Consider the following 14,467-nt stretch of genomic DNA (forward strand, 5'->3'; position numbering starts at 1 on the left):
CCCGCTCGGGGCGGCGGTGGGGCTGTCGGTGCGCCGCCATGCCATGCGGTCCTGCGAAACCGGACGGGGGGCCGTGTGCGTGGTTGCCTGTGCAGTGATCGCTCTGGAAGGGAAACTCCTTGTCCACCTCGTCCAGCACAGGTTTCGGCTCGTCCCGTCGTGCCGCTCTCGCTCTCGGAGCCGGCGCGGCCCTGACCCTGGCTCTGCCTCTCGGCGGCTCCGCGTACGCCTCCACCCCCGGGAGCGAAGACATCGGCGCCCGGCTGCGGGAGCTCGAAGCGCGGCACTCCGCGCGCCTCGGGGTCTACGCCCATGACGTACGCGCGGGGCGCACGATCACGTACCGCGCCGGAGAGCGGTTCCCGATGTGCTCGCTCTTCAAGACGCTCGCCGTCGCGGCGGTGCTGCGCGACCTCGACCACGACGGTACGTTCCTGGCGCGGCGCATCCGGTACACCGAGGCCTACGTCCGGCGGTCGGGCTGGTCCCCGGTGACCGGGAAGTCCGAGAACCTCGCCCACGGCATGACGGTCTCCGCGCTCTGCGACGCCACCCTCAGATTCAGCGACAACACCGCCGCCAACCTCCTGCTGCGCGAGCTGGGCGGTCCGACGGCCGTCACACGGTTCGCGCGGTCGGTCGGGGACCGCACGACGCGCCTCGACCGCTGGGAGCCCGAGCTGAACTCGGCGGAGCCGTCGCGGGAGACCGACACGACCACCCCCCGGGCCATCGGCCGGACCTACGGGCGCCTCGTCCTCGGCGGCGCGCTCGCGCCCCGGGACCGGGAGCGGCTCACCGGCTGGATGCTCGGCAACACGACGAGCGTCGAGCGGTTCCGCAAGGGGCTCCCCGCCGACTGGGCGCTCGCCGACAAGACCGGCGGCGGACGGTACGGCACCAACAACGACGCGGGCGTCACCTGGCCGCCGGACGGCGGGCCGATCGTGCTGGCGGTGATGACCACCCGGGACGCGGAGGACGCGCCTCCCGTCGACGCGCTGGTCGCCGAGGCGGCCTCGGCGGTGGCGGCGGAGCTGCGGTCCCGGTAGCCCGGAAAGAGGCCGCGATAAATGGGTTGAGCGTCGTCCCGGGCTTTCCTAGGCTGTGGTCACACGCTGAAAGGAGGTGATCCGAGAACATGGTTTCTTTTCGGATTCGTGAGGTGACTGCGGGCTAACGGCCTGCCGTCGCACTCTGTGCACCTCGGCAGGCCGCCTGCCGAAAACCACGCAGTCACCCGACCCGTGGGCCGCCGGTACTCCGGCCGGCTCCCGTCCGAACTCGAGCGGACGGGACCAAGGCCCACGGGTCGTCTGCGTTCCCGGACCGACCGGCTCCGGCCCCGGCCCGGCGGCGAGGCCGAAGATCTCGCGGACGGTCGTGCCGTACGTGATCAGGTCCATGGTCCCGATCGACGCCCGGGCGGCCGGCGAAGGAGAGCTACCCGCATGCGCGTCGCGCCCCGGTCTCGGGCACCGGGGCGCCGACGCGCATCCGGAGCCCCTGCTAGTAGGGCTTCGCCAGGACGTGCGCGGCGCCCGGGATGCCGATCTCCAGGAGGGCGTTCTCGTCCGCCGTGGTCGACGCACCCATCTCCTGCTTGAGGATCGCGCGCGACATCGCCTGCACCCACATCGCCCGGGGGCGGCGCCGGGCCTCCCAGGCCTCCAGCGCGGCCGGCACGGAGTCCGCCTCGTCGAGGGACAGGGCCAGCACGAGGGCGTCCTCGACGGCCATCGCCGCACCCTGGGCCAGGTGCGGGGTGGAGGCGTGGGCGGCGTCGCCCGCGAGGACCACCCGGCCCACGTGCCAGGGCTCCTCGACGGTCACCTGGGAGATGCGGGAGTAGACGACGGCCGAGGGGTCGGTGACGGCGGCGAGCGCCTCGGCGACGGGGCCGGAGAACATGGCGAGCCGCTTCGCGAGCTCCTCGTGCGCGTGCTCCGGGTCCGGACGGAAGTCCTCGGCCTCGGCGAACACGGCTCCCAGGTACATGAGTTCGTCCGTGATCGGGGTGAGCAGGGCCTTGGCCTCCTGGCCGGCCGTGCCCATCACGACGCCCTGGACGTCGGCATGGCGCGGCATGGTGACCCGCCAGTTGGCGAATCCGGTGTACTCGGGCGCGTACCGGTCCCCGTAGAGGCGGGTGCGCAGGGGGGAGCCGATGCCGTCGAAGCCGACGACGAGGTCCCAGCGGCCGGTGGAGCCGTCGGAGAGCCTCACGTCGACGCCGGTGCCGTCGTCGTCGAGCTCGGTGATCGTCGCGGCGAACCGGACCGTGGCGCCGGCGGCGACGGCGGCGTCGCCGAGGACCTTGGCGAGAGCGGGGCGCGGTATGCCGTTGCTCGCCGGGACGTCCTCCATGCGCGGCTGCGGAATGCGGGCGAGAGTGTTGCCGGCCGGGTCGGCGATCGTCAGGGCCTCCCACTCGAAGCCCGCTTCGAGGCAGGCGTCGAGGACGCCGATCTCACGCATGACGTGAAGGGCGTTGGACGGCTGGATGATGCCGACGCCGAGCGCGTCGAGTTCGTCGCGGAGTTCGACGACCTCCACGGTGTGGCCGCGCCGGGCGAGGGCGGTGGCGAGCGCGAGGCCGCCGATGCCTCCGCCGTGGATCAGGACGCGCAGGTGTGATGCCATCTCGGATGTCTCCAGAACGTGACGGTGAAGGGGAGGGGTGGTCGCGGAGGTGGAGGTCCGCGGGGCGGGGGCCTTGTCTCGGGGGGCCTGGCCGCGAGGAGGGGGCGGTCGCGGGGTGGGCCCGGGCCCGGGTCGGTCAGACCGGCGCCGGGAGCCTCATCAGGTGGTCGACCAGGGCCAGGAGCACGTCCTTGTCGAAGGAGCGCTGCCGGACGTCGCCGATGAGCAGCGGAACGTGCGGATCGAGGTCGAGCGCGGTCCTGATCTCCTCGACCGTACGGGTGTTGTGGCCGTCGAAGCAGTTGATGGCGACGACGAAGGGGATCGCCCGGCTCTCGAAGAAGTCGATGGACGCGAAGCTGGTGTCGAGGCGCCTGGTGTCGGCGATGACCACGCCGCCGAGAGCGCCGTTGACCAGGTCGTTCCACATGAACCAGAAGCGTTCCTGGCCGGGCGTGCCGAAGAGGTACACGACGAGTTCGTCGCTGACCGTGATGCGCCCGAAGTCCAGGGCGACGGTCGTCGTCTCCTTGGCTCCGATACCGGCCAGGTCGTCCACGCCGACGCTGGCGGTGGTGAGGTACTCCTCGGTGCGCAGCGGTGCGACCTCGCTGACCGCGCCGACGAGGGTGGTCTTGCCGACGCCGAATCCGCCGGCGACGAGGATCTTGACGGCGGCAGGGGCCGCCTGAGTGCTGATCATGGGATTTCAGAGTCTCCGGAGTCCGTCACGGACGGCGGCCAGCAGGCCGCCGTCGGCGCCCCCCGCCGCCCGCGCCACGACAAGTGGCGCCCGAGCGGACAGCAGGCGCTGGCCGACGAGGTCGGCCAGCAGGATCTTGGTCACCGACACGGGGAGGTCGAGACCCGCAGCGACCTCCGCGACCGCGGCCGGCCGGCGGCAGAGTTCGAGGATCAGCCGGTGTTCCGGCTGGAGGCGCCCCGGACGCAGCGGCCGGCCGCGCTCGTCGAGGGGCTGCTCCACCGTCGTGAGGACCGTGATGAGGGTGAAGTCGTCCCGCTCGGGGGCGGTACGGCCGCGGGTGATGGTGTACGGGCGCACCATCGTGCCCGAGGCGTCCTCCTCGGACTCTTCGGTGTACTCGGTGGACCCGTACTCCCAGCCGGTGTTCACACGCCCTGCCCGACCCCGGTGCCGAAGGCGTCGAACTCGGAGCGCACGGGGGTGGCGAGCTTCTGGCCGACCTGCTGGACCAGGTTGTGCATGGCGAGCGACATGACCTCGGCGTCCACCTCCTGCGAGGCGACGACGGCCAGGTGGGTGCCCTGCCCGGCCGAGATGATGAAGAGCCAGAGGTCGGCCAGCTCCACGATCACCTGGTGGACCACGCCGCCGTGGAAGAGCTGTCCGACACCACGGGCGAGGCTCTGCTGACCGGTGCAGATCGCGGCGAGGCGCTCGGCGTCGGCGCGGTCGATGGTCCGCGAGTGGCTGACGACCAGGCCGTCGTCGGAGAGCAGTACGGCGTTGCGGGTCTCGGCCACGGAGTCCACCAGGCCGTCGAGCAGCCAGTCCAGGTCCTGGTGGGTGGCGGTTGTGCGAGTCATGACCGTTCTTCTTCTCTCGTGGTGCGGGTGGGTGCGGGGGGCTCGGGCGCGGATCCGGGTGCGGGGAGCTGTCCGGTGTCCTGGTCCGTGTGCGTACGGGTGGCGCGCGACCGGCGCTGGAAGGCTCCGATCGTGGCGCTCGCGCGGCGCGGGACGGGCCTGAGCAGGGGGTCGTCCTGCCAGTTGAGGGGCGGTGCCGGGGTGGCCGCGGGGGCGGGAGTGGGAGCGATGCGGAGCTCGTCCACCAGGCTGGCCTGGCGCACCCGGCGCGGAAGCGGCGCGTCCGCGACCGGCGGATGCTGCTCGGGCGACCCGTAGGGGTGGTTCCCGGCGTACGAGGGGGGCGTGGGCGGCGCGTACGCCGGGACGCCCTGCGGGAGGGCGTGCGGACCGGGCTGCGCACCGAACGGCTGCCCGGCCTGCGCCGGGGCCTGCGGGACGGCGTGCGGCGAGGGCGCGGCGTGGCGTGGCGCGGTCCGCGCCGGCGGGAAGGGCTGCGGCGCGGAGTGGTGCTCCGGCGACGGGTGGGGCAGGGCCTGCGACAGGGGCTGGGGCGCGGGCTGCGCCTGGACCTCGTCCTGGGCCTGCTGGTGGGGCCTGTTCAGAGCAGTCACATCGGCCAGCGCTCGTCCCTGTACTCGGGTGGGCAGGGCGTCGTCCCGCGTGTCCGCGGACTGCGTGGGCAGCAGCGGCGTGATCACGGGAGCGGGTTCGGAAGGGGACATGGGCATGGGCTCGGGCGCCGGCTGTCCGGGAAGCGGGGTGACGACCGCCCGGGGAGCGGGGCCCGGCACGGAGGCGTCATCGGGGACGGCCACCGGGCCGATGCCGGCCGCGTGGCCGCTCTCGGCTCCGGGTCCGGTGACCACGTACTCCTGGGGTACGAGCACGACGACCCGCGTGCCTCCGTACGCCGAGACACGGAACTCGACCCGCAGCCCGTACTGGTTCGCGAGCCGCGCGACGACGTGCAGTCCGAGCCGGATGTCGTCGCTGTGGGCGAGCAGGTCCATCCGGGCCGGCCGGACCATCAGCTCGTTGGCCTCGGCCAGCTGCTCCGCGTCCATGCCCAGGCCGCGGTCCTCGACCTCGATGGCCAGTCCGTGGCTGACCTGGGCGACCCTGATCTCGACGGGGCTGGGCGGGCGGGAGAAGACGAGCGCGTTCTCGGCGAGTTCGGCGAGGACGTGCGCGACGGGTCCGACGGCTCGCGCCGCGAGCCAGGGGCTGCCGTCGAGGTCCACCACGACGCGGCGGTAGTCCTGCACCTCGCCCTGGGCGGAGCGCAGCACGTCGAGCAGCGGGACCGGCTTGCGCCAGCGCCGGTGCGGGGCGCCGCCCGCGAGGATCACGAGGTTCTCCTCGTAGCGGCGCAGGCGCGCGGTCAGGTGGTCGAGGTCGAAGAGGCCGTCGAGGATCTCGGGGTCCTCGTGCCGGCGCTCCAGCTCGTCCAGCTTCTTGAGCTGCTGGCCGATGAGCTGCTGGGTGCGGCGGGCGATGCGCTGGAGGAGCCGTTCGAAGCCGCGGTGCTGGTCGGCCTGCCGGACGGCGGCCTCGATGGCGCTGGTGCGGGCGAGGTTGAACGCCTCTCCCAGGCGGGTCAGTTCGTCGGAGGCGCGGTCGCCCACGTCCTGCCGGACGGCCTGCGCCTCGGCCTCGACGTCGATGCGCTCGCCCTGGCCGAGTCGTTCGACGACCTCGGGCAGCGCCTTCTCCAGGGCCTCGGCCTGCTCCTGGAGCCGGCCGATGCGCAGCCGCAGGGTGCGGGTGAGGCGCCAGGTCGTCCAGATGACCGCGATGACGGCGAGCAGGCCGATGATCGTGGTGAGCGCCATCCGGGTGAGCAGCGAGAGGACGCTGCCCTTGCCCTCCTCGACGACGAGGGCGGTGCGGTGCTGGAGGAGCTTCTCGATCTCGGGCGTCAGGGAGTCCATGGCGCCGCGCCAGCGCTGCTCGCCCGCCGGGAGGGCGACCGAGCCGTCCTCGGCCGGCGGGGCCGGGCGCAGGACGGCGTTCTCGATGTCCGTCTTGGCCTTCCACGCGGGGCTGTCGACGATCGCGCTCCACATGGCCTTCTCCTCGGCCGGGAGGAGCGGTACGACATGGGTCGAGGACAGGAACGTCTGGCCGGACACCGCCTGCCGGAACTCCTTGACCTCCTCGGGGGTCAGCTTCCGGTCGCGCCAGCCGCGGGCGAGGAGGGCGTCCGAGCGGGACACCATCTCCTTGACCCAGAAGAGGTCGACGAGGGGCTGCGAGAGGGTCGTGATGCGGCCGTTGTCGACCCGGCTGAGCGCGGCGAAGAGTTCGAGGTCGACGGCGATCAGATCGGTGTAGTAGTCGTACACGGCCTTCTGCTGGTCACTGTCGCCCCCGTCCACGAGGGAACGCTGCACCGGCAGCTGGCCGATCGCGTCGCGCGCGGTGGCGACGGCGTCCAGGACCTCGGCGGGGGCGTCGCCCTCGCCGACGTCGGAGAGCACGCGGAAGCGCTCGACCGCCTCGTCGGTCCGTGCCCGCTGTCCGGTCAGCGCGTCGGCGGCGCCGGGGGTGCGGGCGAGGACCTCGGCGCTGAGCCGCCGCTCCTCCTGGAGGCTGAAGTACACGAGGTTGGAGGGCTGGCCGGCCTTCTCGGCCAACAGTCCTTGGCCAGCCTGCCTTTGGAAGTCGAGGAAGGTCTGGCCGCTGGTGACGCCCCAGAGGGCGACCAGAGCGATACCGGGGACGAAGGCGAGGATGAGCAGGGCGGTCCCCAGCGACATCGATGATGTCGCACGGGTCCGCCGTGACGCGCGCGTGCGCAGGGCATGCTCCTTGGGGTGGAGCAGTCTGACGACTACTCAGGTACTCGGGTGCTCGTGCTCGAAGACTCGGTGATCGGGCGTGGCGGCACTCGGCCGAAGTCGATGTCCTGACAGATGCCACGCCCCAACGCGTGCATATTAATCACGCCTTGATTACACGTGATCCCCGGGTCCACCACAAGCGATCACAAGTCGACTCACTTCGACGCACGTTCACCCCGCCGCCACGCACCCGACAGCATGTCAGCCCCCATGCACGGGCAGGACAAAGCGCCTCATTCCGTGTGATCACCGGCGCCTCCACGCGGCCACGGTCGACTCCCGTGCGCCCACCACCCACTCCCGCACACGTCACCACCACCGCCACCGCCCCCCCTGCAGATTATCCGCGTTTACGCTTATGGCGCGCATGCAATTATTGCGAAGGCATAAAAACGGCCGAATCAAGCAACTTCGAAAGGGGTGAGCCATGCCGCTCGCACTCCTCGCCCTGGCCGTCGGCACCACCAGCCGGAGCTTCGAGTTCGCGCTGGACGAGCTGCGCGAGGGCAGCGCCCAGGTCACCGACCGGGGCGTACTCGGCACCAGCTACCAGCTCGCCGACGGCCCCGAGATCGTCGTCCTCGGGCACGGCATGCCGATCAATTTCCACTACGCCGAGTCCCTGTCCAACCGCTACGTCGACCTGGTCTTGGCAGGGCACGCGGTCGGCGCGGTGGCCCTGGCCGGCGGGGACGATCGGCTGCATCCGGGCCACAACGTGGCCGCCACGAACCAGATCCTCGCCGAGTCGGGCATCGTCGACGACTACTACCGTCTCTACGGACCGGCCGGCGGCGGACGTGGCTGAGCGGATCTTCACCCTCGACGACCTCACCGGCGTCCGATCGGTGTGCGGGTGTCTGGCGTGTCACTTCGGCGCCGTGTTCGCCGAGCACCTCACCGTCCTGCGCACCGGATACCCCGGCACCGTCACCACGCTGGGTCACCGCGGAGCCGCACCGGGCAGGACCGCCGTGCCGCCCTTCCTCGCCGTACGCCTGAGTGACGCGCCCGTGGACATCGTGGTGTGGGAGGAGATGCGCCCGGACCAGCTGAGGGCCTGGCTCCCGTCCGTCGACGCCCGGGCCCGGGTGCCGCAGCTGGCCGGCCGGATCCCGCGCCTCGTCCGTATCCGCCAGGCCATCCGCGCGGGCACGTTCACCCCCTCGGGCCCGGCGGGCGACGCCCTGGCCACCGGCGGCCGTTACTCCTCGTTCCGTTTCCTCGTCGAGCACTGGACCACTCTCAAGAAGGAGTTCACCCCATGACCACTGCCCCCTCCTCCGACTTCGCGACCGTCGGCACCGGCTACGCCGCCTACTCCCGGGCCGGCCGCGGGCGCCTGCGGCACGACATCACCGCACGCCGTGTCCTGGCCGAGCTCGGCGACCGGCAGGCCCGGGTCCTGGACGTCGGCTGCGGCGACGGGGAGATGGTGCTGCGCCTGGCCACCGCCGGACACCTCGTCTCCGGCGTGGAGAAGTCGCCCGGCATGCTCGCCTCTGCCGCCAAGCGGATCGCCACCGTCCCGGAGATCGCCGACCGGGTCACCCTGACCGAGGGCGACATCTACAACCTGCCCTTCGACGACGCCACCTTCGACGTGGTGGTCTGCCACGGCGTCGTGATGTACCTGCCCGACTCCGTTGCCCCGCTCGCCCACCTCGCCCGTCTCGTCGCCGCCGGCGGCGTCCTCAGCGTCCTGACGAAGAACCAGCTGGCCGTGGGCGTGCGCGAGGCCCTGTCCGGCGACTACGCGTCGGCCCGTGCGCAGATCGAGAGCGGGCAGGCCGCCAGCGTGGGCAACCTCGGCATCACCACCCGGGGCGACACCCCCGAGCACCTGGACGACCTCGCCCACGCGAACGGGCTCACGCCGCTGCCGTGGCAGGGCGTGCGGATCTTCCACGACCACCGCAACGACTGGAAGCCCACCGAGAACGAGTACCGGGAGGCGCTCGAGACGGAGTGGGCGGCCTCCAGCCGCAGCCCGTACCGCGAGCTGGGCCGCCTGGTGCACGCCGTGGCCCGCCGCGAGGCCACCGCATGAACACGCCATCGGCCATCACGCCGCTGCCGATCGGCCACCTCGCCCGGGACCTCGCGTCCCGGGCGGGGCAGCCCATGCCGGCCCTGCGCTGCTACGAGTCGCTGGCCGCCCTGTGGATCCGCTCTTGCGACACCGGCCTGCCGGGAGCGAGGGTCCTGCGGGACATGACCCTGCGCGCGGGCCGACGGCTCGCGGCCGGCGAGGACACCCTCATCGCGCCCGAGATCGACCGCATCCCCAGCGTGCTGGCGAGGGACGAGTCATTCGTGCGGATGCCGGCGTCCGCCGCGACAAGCAGCCCCCGACCTGGAGCTGAGCGCACCGGCCCACGATCCGCACTCTCTGAAGGGCACTCCTGATGAAAGACTCCCCGGTCCGGGAACAGGCCGTACGGCTGGCCACTGTCCTGGAGCACGCGTTCCCCTCGGCGCCGCCGATCGACCCCGGCGACACCCAGGAGATCGGTGCTCTGGAGCTCCTGCTCCTGACCCCCAACGACCTTCGCACCTTCATCGAGGACCGCTACGCCGGGCACGCCCTGCGGGTCCGCGTCACCGGCACCCTCGACCGGCGGCTGGTGCTCCTGGAGGCCAGCGGCGGCTGGTGGACCCTGGCAGACCTGTCCGGCCGGCCGCACTCCGGCAGGGCCTGGTCGGAGTGGCCCCGCTCCCGCCTCCTGATCGACGAGCCGGACTCCTGGCTCTCGGCCGCCGTGCTCGACGAGAGCGCGGTGGAACGCCTCAGCAAGCCCGACGTGCTGCTCGCGAACTTCCCCCTGCCCCGCTTCCCGCTCGGCATCAGCGACGTGGCCCGAGCCGCGCGTGCCACCATGACCGGCACCGTTTCCCTGGTCGACATGCAGCTGGGCACCACCCTGGAGGACCTCCTCAAGCAGGTCACCACCGCGCCCCGGACATCCTCGGCATCAGCGCTACCTTCGGCCAGCACGACCTCCTCGAAGAAGTCCTCGACGCGGCCTACGCGTTACCCGAGCCGCCTCTGGTGATCGCCGGGGGCAGTCTGGTGGCCCGCAACGAGGGCCTGCTCCTGGCGAAGTACCCGAAGCTCCTCATCGCACGGTCGGCCGGCGAGCCCACCATGCAGGGCCTCCTGGGCTACTGGCACGGTGAGATCGCCCTCACCGACATACCCGGGCTCGGCTACAACGGCGCCCCGCGCGGAGGCGGACTCGGCATCGCCGCCCGCCGGACGGCCAAGCTCCGCGCCGCCGTCGCCGCCGCCGACATCCTGCCCGAGCTCGACCTCCTCCGCCTCACCCTCCAGATGCACGGCGTGGCCCAGCTGGAGATGAGCCGGGGCTGCACCAACACCTGCTCCTTCTGCCCGCGGGGGCACAAGGGCATCTGGAACGGCCCCGACCCGCTGGCCGGCTGCTGGATCCTGGACTGGATCCGTCGCGTCTTCGAGGAGATCCCCCAGGTCTCGCGGACCGCGTACCTGGTCGACGAGGAGATCATCGGCCGCGGCGAACAGGTCGTGCCCCGCATCCTGGCCGCCGCGTTCCACCGGGCGGGCTTCCGCTGGGAGTCGAGCTGCCGCATCGACCAGGTCACGCACCCCGACATGGACGAGACCTGGCACATCGAGCGGGTCGCCATGTGGCGCACGCTGATGGACCTGGGGCTGCGCCGGATGCTCTTCGGCGTGGAGTCGTGCGTGGACTCCATCCTCGACCGGTTCAACAAGGAGAACACCGCCGAGCAGAACGCGGTCGCGATCCGCACACTGTCCGCGCTGGACGTGCCCACCCGCTACACCTACATCACCTTCGACCCGCTGATGACGCTGGAGGAGCTGAAGGAGACGCACGCCTTCCAGGGCCGCACCGATCTGCTGCTGCGGCCGCAGCCCGGACTGCCGGCTGCCGACATCGTGCACGGAGTCCGCGACGAGACGTGGGTCGCCGAGCACACCACCGGCCGGGCGCTGCACACCGGGATCAGCTACATGCTCGTCAGCATGGAGTCCCTCATCGGCGCCGCCTACACCCGGATGGCCGCCGCCGAGGGCCCCACCGGGGCGGAAGAGCCCCTGATGGGCCGGGTCGCCTGCCGGTACCTGGACTGGCGCATCGGCGTGGCCAGCAACTGGGCCCAGCGCTGGGTCGACCGCCACTTCTCCCTCGACTACACCTTCAAGAGCCTGGAGAAGGTCCTCGACAATGCACCGCGGCATGCCGTCCGGCAGGCCCGCGTCGTGCTGAAGGACGCCGCCTACCAGGTTCTGGGCGACCTGATCGCCGCGATCGAGCACCACGATCTGGAGCAACCGGAGCAGGAACAGGTGCTCGCCTCGCGGATCGAGGCGGCGCTGGAAGAGCGGGCCGGAAGTCTGCGCGGGCAGATGGCGTCCACGGTGCGCGAGGTCACGACCTACCTCACCGGAGAGCACGCGGCCACGCTGGCCCGGGTGCACAGCCGGTGGGAGGCGGCGAGCGGCTGGGAGCTGATCAACGCAGGGGACTCGTGCGCGGACTGAGCCGGCGCCGAGCCTGGGTGCCCCGCCGCACTGCCGCGGGGCACCCAGGCCGTCGCGCTCACGCGCCGCCGGTCTTCTCCGGGATCGGCACCCAGTTGAACTCCGGACAGAAGCGGGCGTACGTCGTCAGCTTCCAGGTCGCGTACTCCTCGCTCCGGCCCGAGCTGCGCAGCAGGTGCTTGACCCAGGTGTGCGCGATGCGCTCGTCCAAGGTCATGGTCACGTCGATCTGATCGAGCATCCGGCAGGCGACGGCGAAGTCCTCGACCTCGAGCGCGCTCAGGTCGATCTCGATGCCGTCCAGCCCGAAGGAGAAGACGAGCCGGGAGGTGGAGTAGCGGGTCTTGCGCTCGCCCAGGAACGTCGTGTGCGGCGCGAGAGCCGCCCGCAGGCGGTCGCGGTCCTCGACCGGGTAACCGATGCCCAGGTCCAGGTCCGAGGTCTCCAGATTCAGGCGGGTGCCGAAGGAGCCGACATCGCGCGGCTTGTGCCCGGTCCACTCGCTGATCATGGCGGCCGCGTCGGCGCGCACCCGCTCCAGGCGGTCGTCGTGGACGCGCATCTCCTCGTAGAAGGCGCGGGCGCGGGCGAACTCGGCGTCGGTGAAGTCGCCGCGGTCGACCCAGCGCCGCTCGGCGATCGCGTTCAAGTCAAGTTCGGTGAAGGGGGGGTTGTGTCGTCACGCGAGGCACCATACTCACTCCCCGAAGCGAATCATCAGTGTTTGCTACTAATTGAGAATTAAGAGGTACTTCCTGTGAGTGCTCCCTCCTCCATCGCGCGCCGCACGCTCGCCCGCGGCTTGTCCGTTCATCCGACCGGGATCGGCGCCTGGGCCGTGGGCGGCTCCGACGACAACCTCGGGCTGCCCATGGGCTGGGGCACGGCCGACGACACCTCCTCCCGCCGCGGCCTGGAGAGGGCCCACGAGCTCGGCGCCAACCTCATCGACACCGCCGACGTGTACGGGCACGGGCACTCCGAGCGGATCATCGGTGATCTCGTCGCCACCGTCCCCCGCGACACCGTGGTGCTGTCCTCCAAGGTCGGCTACCACCGGGGCACCGCCCGGCACGCCTACCTCCCCTCGGCCATGCGCCGCCAGCTCAAGACGAGCCTGGAGAACCTGCGCACCGACCGTCTCGACATCTACTTCTTCCACAACGCCGACTTCGGCGAAGACGACCGCTACCTGGACGAGGCCGTCGCCCAGATGCGCGACTTCCAGCGCCAGGGCCTGGTCACCGCAGTCGGGATGCGCGGCCCGCACCGCCACGCCACCGAGCGGGTCACCGTTGCCAAGGAGAAGCGCGAGGACAAGTACGCCCGGTTCGCCTACCTCGCCGAGCAGATCCGCCCGGACTACCTCGCGGCCCGATACAACGCCCTGACCCCACCGCCCGCCGACGGCCGGCCCGACATCTTCGCCCTCGCCTCCTCACTCGACGCGAGTCGTACTGATCAACAAACCGCTCGCCCAGGGCCTGCTCACCGGCAAGTACGACCCCGAGCACCCGCCCGTCTTCACGCCCGGCGACCACCGGCTACGCAAAGCCTGGTTCACCCCGCAGGCGCTGCAGATCATCCAGGACGGTCTCGGCCCGCTCCGGGAGCACTTCGGCGACAGCCCGGCCGCCCTGACGCGTGTCGCGCTCCAGGCGTGCCTCCAGCGAGCCGAGAACGCCGCGGTCCTCGTCGGCTTCACCCGCCCCGAGCAGGTCACCGAGAACCTGACGGCCGTCGGCCTCCCTCTGACCGGCGACGAGCTCGCCTTCGTCCGCGACACCCTCGGCCGCCTCCAGCAGACCCTGGACGCGCACAGCGAGGTCTTCCTCGACGAGAAGGAAGCCGGCCGATGAACCCCGCCGCGGAGCAGCTGTCCCTGCTCGCCACCGACGAGCCCGCCCACCAGCCGGCCACCGACGCCGTGCTGCTGCTGCTGCTGCTGCTGCTGCTGCTGCTGCTGCTGCTGCTGTTCAACGCCCAGCACGCCTCTGCGGAACGCTCGTGCCGCCAGGCCGCATGGATCGCCGGCCAGGAGGACGCCGATATCGCAGTCCTCACCGAGGTGTCCTCCACCCAGGGCGGCGACGCCCTCGTCACCGCGCTCACCGAGCGCGGGTACGCCACCGTGATCGCTCCCCAGCCGTCCACGCCCGACTACCGCACGGTCATCGCCTGCCGGACCAGTACCGTCCGGCCTGTCCCCAGCCCGGTCACCGTCACACCCCATCGCGCCCCGGCGGCCCGCGTCACCGTCGGCGGCCACGACATCGGAGTGCTGGCCTGTATGTGCCCTCTCGCGGCCCGAAGGAGCAGCGCAACATCGCCAAGCGCGCCTTCCAGGAGGCGGTCACCGAGAGCCTGCCGCGGCTGCGCGCCGCGTTCCCGGACATGCCCGTCATCGTGGCCGGGGACCTCAACGTCATCGAGCGCGGGCACCAGCCCCCGCACAAGGTGTTCGGCGAGTGGGAGTACGCCTTCTACGACTCCTTCCAGGCCGCCGGCCTCATCGACGCCTTCCGCCATCTCCGCCCCGACGAGGTCGCCCACTCCTGGTTCGGGCTCACGGGCAACGGCTTCCGCTTCGACCACCTCTTCGTCTCCACACCCCACGCTGACCGCGCCCTGGCCTGCGACTACCACCAGGAAGCCCGCGAAGCGGGGCTGACCGACCACGCGGTCATGACGCTGCGCCTGGGCCTGCCGTCCACCCCGGGCGAACAAGGCGAAGCCCCAGCGACGGGCGCTGGCTGACAGCCGACCGCCGCAGCGACCGAACGTCGGCGTTTCGGCCAATCGCCCCCGAGCCGTGGGCCCTTGCGCGGCAAGGGTCGGTGCACTGCGCACCCTCGGAAAA

The 14,467-nt window shown here is 71.7% G+C and carries 15 protein-coding genes and 1 pseudogene; 10 read left to right on the plus strand and 6 right to left on the minus strand.

The genetic code is table 11. The features are described 5' to 3' along the window. The first annotated feature begins 119 nt into the window (after window positions 1-119). On the plus strand, window positions 120-1,052 hold the full coding sequence (gene bla / locus V4Y03_RS31210) for a class A beta-lactamase (protein WP_332437387.1): 933 nt from the start codon (window positions 120-122) through the stop codon (window positions 1,050-1,052). A 457-nt stretch (window positions 1,053-1,509) separates the two neighbouring features. Here the strand turns inward: bla and V4Y03_RS31215 are convergent, their stop codons facing one another. The 5 genes from V4Y03_RS31215 to V4Y03_RS31235 form a co-directional block, all read right to left on the minus strand. Then, on the minus strand, window positions 1,510-2,643 hold the full coding sequence (locus V4Y03_RS31215) for an FAD-dependent monooxygenase (RefSeq protein ID WP_332437388.1): 1,134 nt from the start codon (window positions 2,641-2,643) through the stop codon (window positions 1,510-1,512). A 136-nt stretch (window positions 2,644-2,779) separates the two neighbouring features. After that, window positions 2,780-3,346 (minus strand): GTP-binding protein, encoded by a 567-nt coding sequence (locus V4Y03_RS31220; protein ID WP_332437389.1) that lies wholly within the window; start codon window positions 3,344-3,346, stop codon window positions 2,780-2,782. Window positions 3,347-3,352: 6 nt separating this feature from the next. After that, window positions 3,353-3,709 carry a DUF742 domain-containing protein gene (locus V4Y03_RS31225; RefSeq protein ID WP_317877555.1) on the minus strand — a complete coding sequence of 119 codons (357 nt, stop codon included), beginning with the start codon at window positions 3,707-3,709 and terminating at the stop codon, window positions 3,353-3,355. Window positions 3,710-3,774: 65 nt separating this feature from the next. Continuing rightward, window positions 3,775-4,212, minus strand: a complete 438-nt coding sequence (locus V4Y03_RS31230; protein WP_317877554.1) for a roadblock/LC7 domain-containing protein — start codon at window positions 4,210-4,212, stop codon at window positions 3,775-3,777. Beyond that, window positions 4,209-6,974: a sensor histidine kinase gene (locus V4Y03_RS31235; RefSeq protein WP_332437390.1), complete on the minus strand. Its 2,766-nt coding sequence runs from the start codon at window positions 6,972-6,974 to the stop codon at window positions 4,209-4,211. Before V4Y03_RS31235 ends, V4Y03_RS31230 begins: the two co-directional genes overlap by 4 nt. Window positions 6,975-7,485: 511 nt before the next feature. Between V4Y03_RS31235 and V4Y03_RS31240 the strand changes: the two genes are divergently transcribed. Genes V4Y03_RS31240 through V4Y03_RS31265 form a run of 6 tightly spaced genes read left to right on the plus strand, consistent with a single transcriptional unit; the run spans window position 7,486 to window position 11,607 of the window. Beyond that, window positions 7,486-7,866, plus strand: coding sequence for a hypothetical protein (locus V4Y03_RS31240; RefSeq protein WP_332437391.1), 381 nt, complete (start codon window positions 7,486-7,488; stop codon window positions 7,864-7,866). Then, a complete protein-coding gene (locus V4Y03_RS31245) occupies window positions 7,859-8,326 on the plus strand; it encodes a hypothetical protein (RefSeq protein ID WP_332437392.1) in 468 nt (155 codons plus the stop codon). Before V4Y03_RS31240 ends, V4Y03_RS31245 begins: the two co-directional genes overlap by 8 nt. Next, window positions 8,323-9,108 carry a methyltransferase domain-containing protein gene (locus V4Y03_RS31250; protein WP_332437393.1) on the plus strand — a complete coding sequence of 262 codons (786 nt, stop codon included), beginning with the start codon at window positions 8,323-8,325 and terminating at the stop codon, window positions 9,106-9,108. The genes V4Y03_RS31245 and V4Y03_RS31250 overlap by 4 nt, the downstream gene beginning before the upstream one ends. Next, window positions 9,105-9,467, plus strand: coding sequence for a hypothetical protein (locus V4Y03_RS31255; RefSeq protein WP_332437394.1), 363 nt, complete (start codon window positions 9,105-9,107; stop codon window positions 9,465-9,467). Before V4Y03_RS31250 ends, V4Y03_RS31255 begins: the two co-directional genes overlap by 4 nt. Continuing rightward, the gene (locus tag V4Y03_RS31260; RefSeq protein ID WP_332437395.1) at window positions 9,467-10,114 is read left to right on the plus strand and encodes a hypothetical protein; all 648 of its coding nucleotides are present in this window, start codon (window positions 9,467-9,469) and stop codon (window positions 10,112-10,114) included. Before V4Y03_RS31255 ends, V4Y03_RS31260 begins: the two co-directional genes overlap by 1 nt. A 17-nt stretch (window positions 10,115-10,131) precedes the next feature. Next, entirely contained in the window at window positions 10,132-11,607 is a 1,476-nt protein-coding gene (locus V4Y03_RS31265) for a radical SAM protein (protein ID WP_332437396.1), read from the plus strand. A 58-nt stretch (window positions 11,608-11,665) separates the two neighbouring features. On the opposite strand, the gene V4Y03_RS31270 is transcribed toward V4Y03_RS31265, so the two are convergent. Then, entirely contained in the window at window positions 11,666-12,256 is a 591-nt protein-coding gene (locus V4Y03_RS31270) for a hypothetical protein (RefSeq protein WP_332437397.1), read from the minus strand. 222 nt (window positions 12,257-12,478) lie between these two features. Here V4Y03_RS31270 and V4Y03_RS31275 point away from each other — a divergent pair. From V4Y03_RS31275 to V4Y03_RS31285, 3 genes and pseudogenes are all read left to right on the plus strand, one after another. Then, a pseudogene (locus V4Y03_RS31275) lies at window positions 12,479-12,850 on the plus strand (aldo/keto reductase); the annotation flags it as partial. Window positions 12,851-13,091: 241 nt separating this feature from the next. Continuing rightward, window positions 13,092-13,466: a hypothetical protein gene (locus tag V4Y03_RS31280; protein WP_332437757.1), complete on the plus strand. Its 375-nt coding sequence runs from the start codon at window positions 13,092-13,094 to the stop codon at window positions 13,464-13,466. 433 nt (window positions 13,467-13,899) lie between these two features. Further along, complete coding sequence (locus V4Y03_RS31285) at window positions 13,900-14,364, plus strand: hypothetical protein (RefSeq protein WP_332437786.1); 465 nt, start codon at window positions 13,900-13,902, stop codon at window positions 14,362-14,364. The last annotated feature ends 103 nt before the right edge of the window (window positions 14,365-14,467 follow it).

Source organism: Streptomyces sp. P9-A4 (genome assembly GCF_036634195.1).
Lineage (GTDB): Bacteria > Actinomycetota > Actinomycetes > Streptomycetales > Streptomycetaceae > Streptomyces.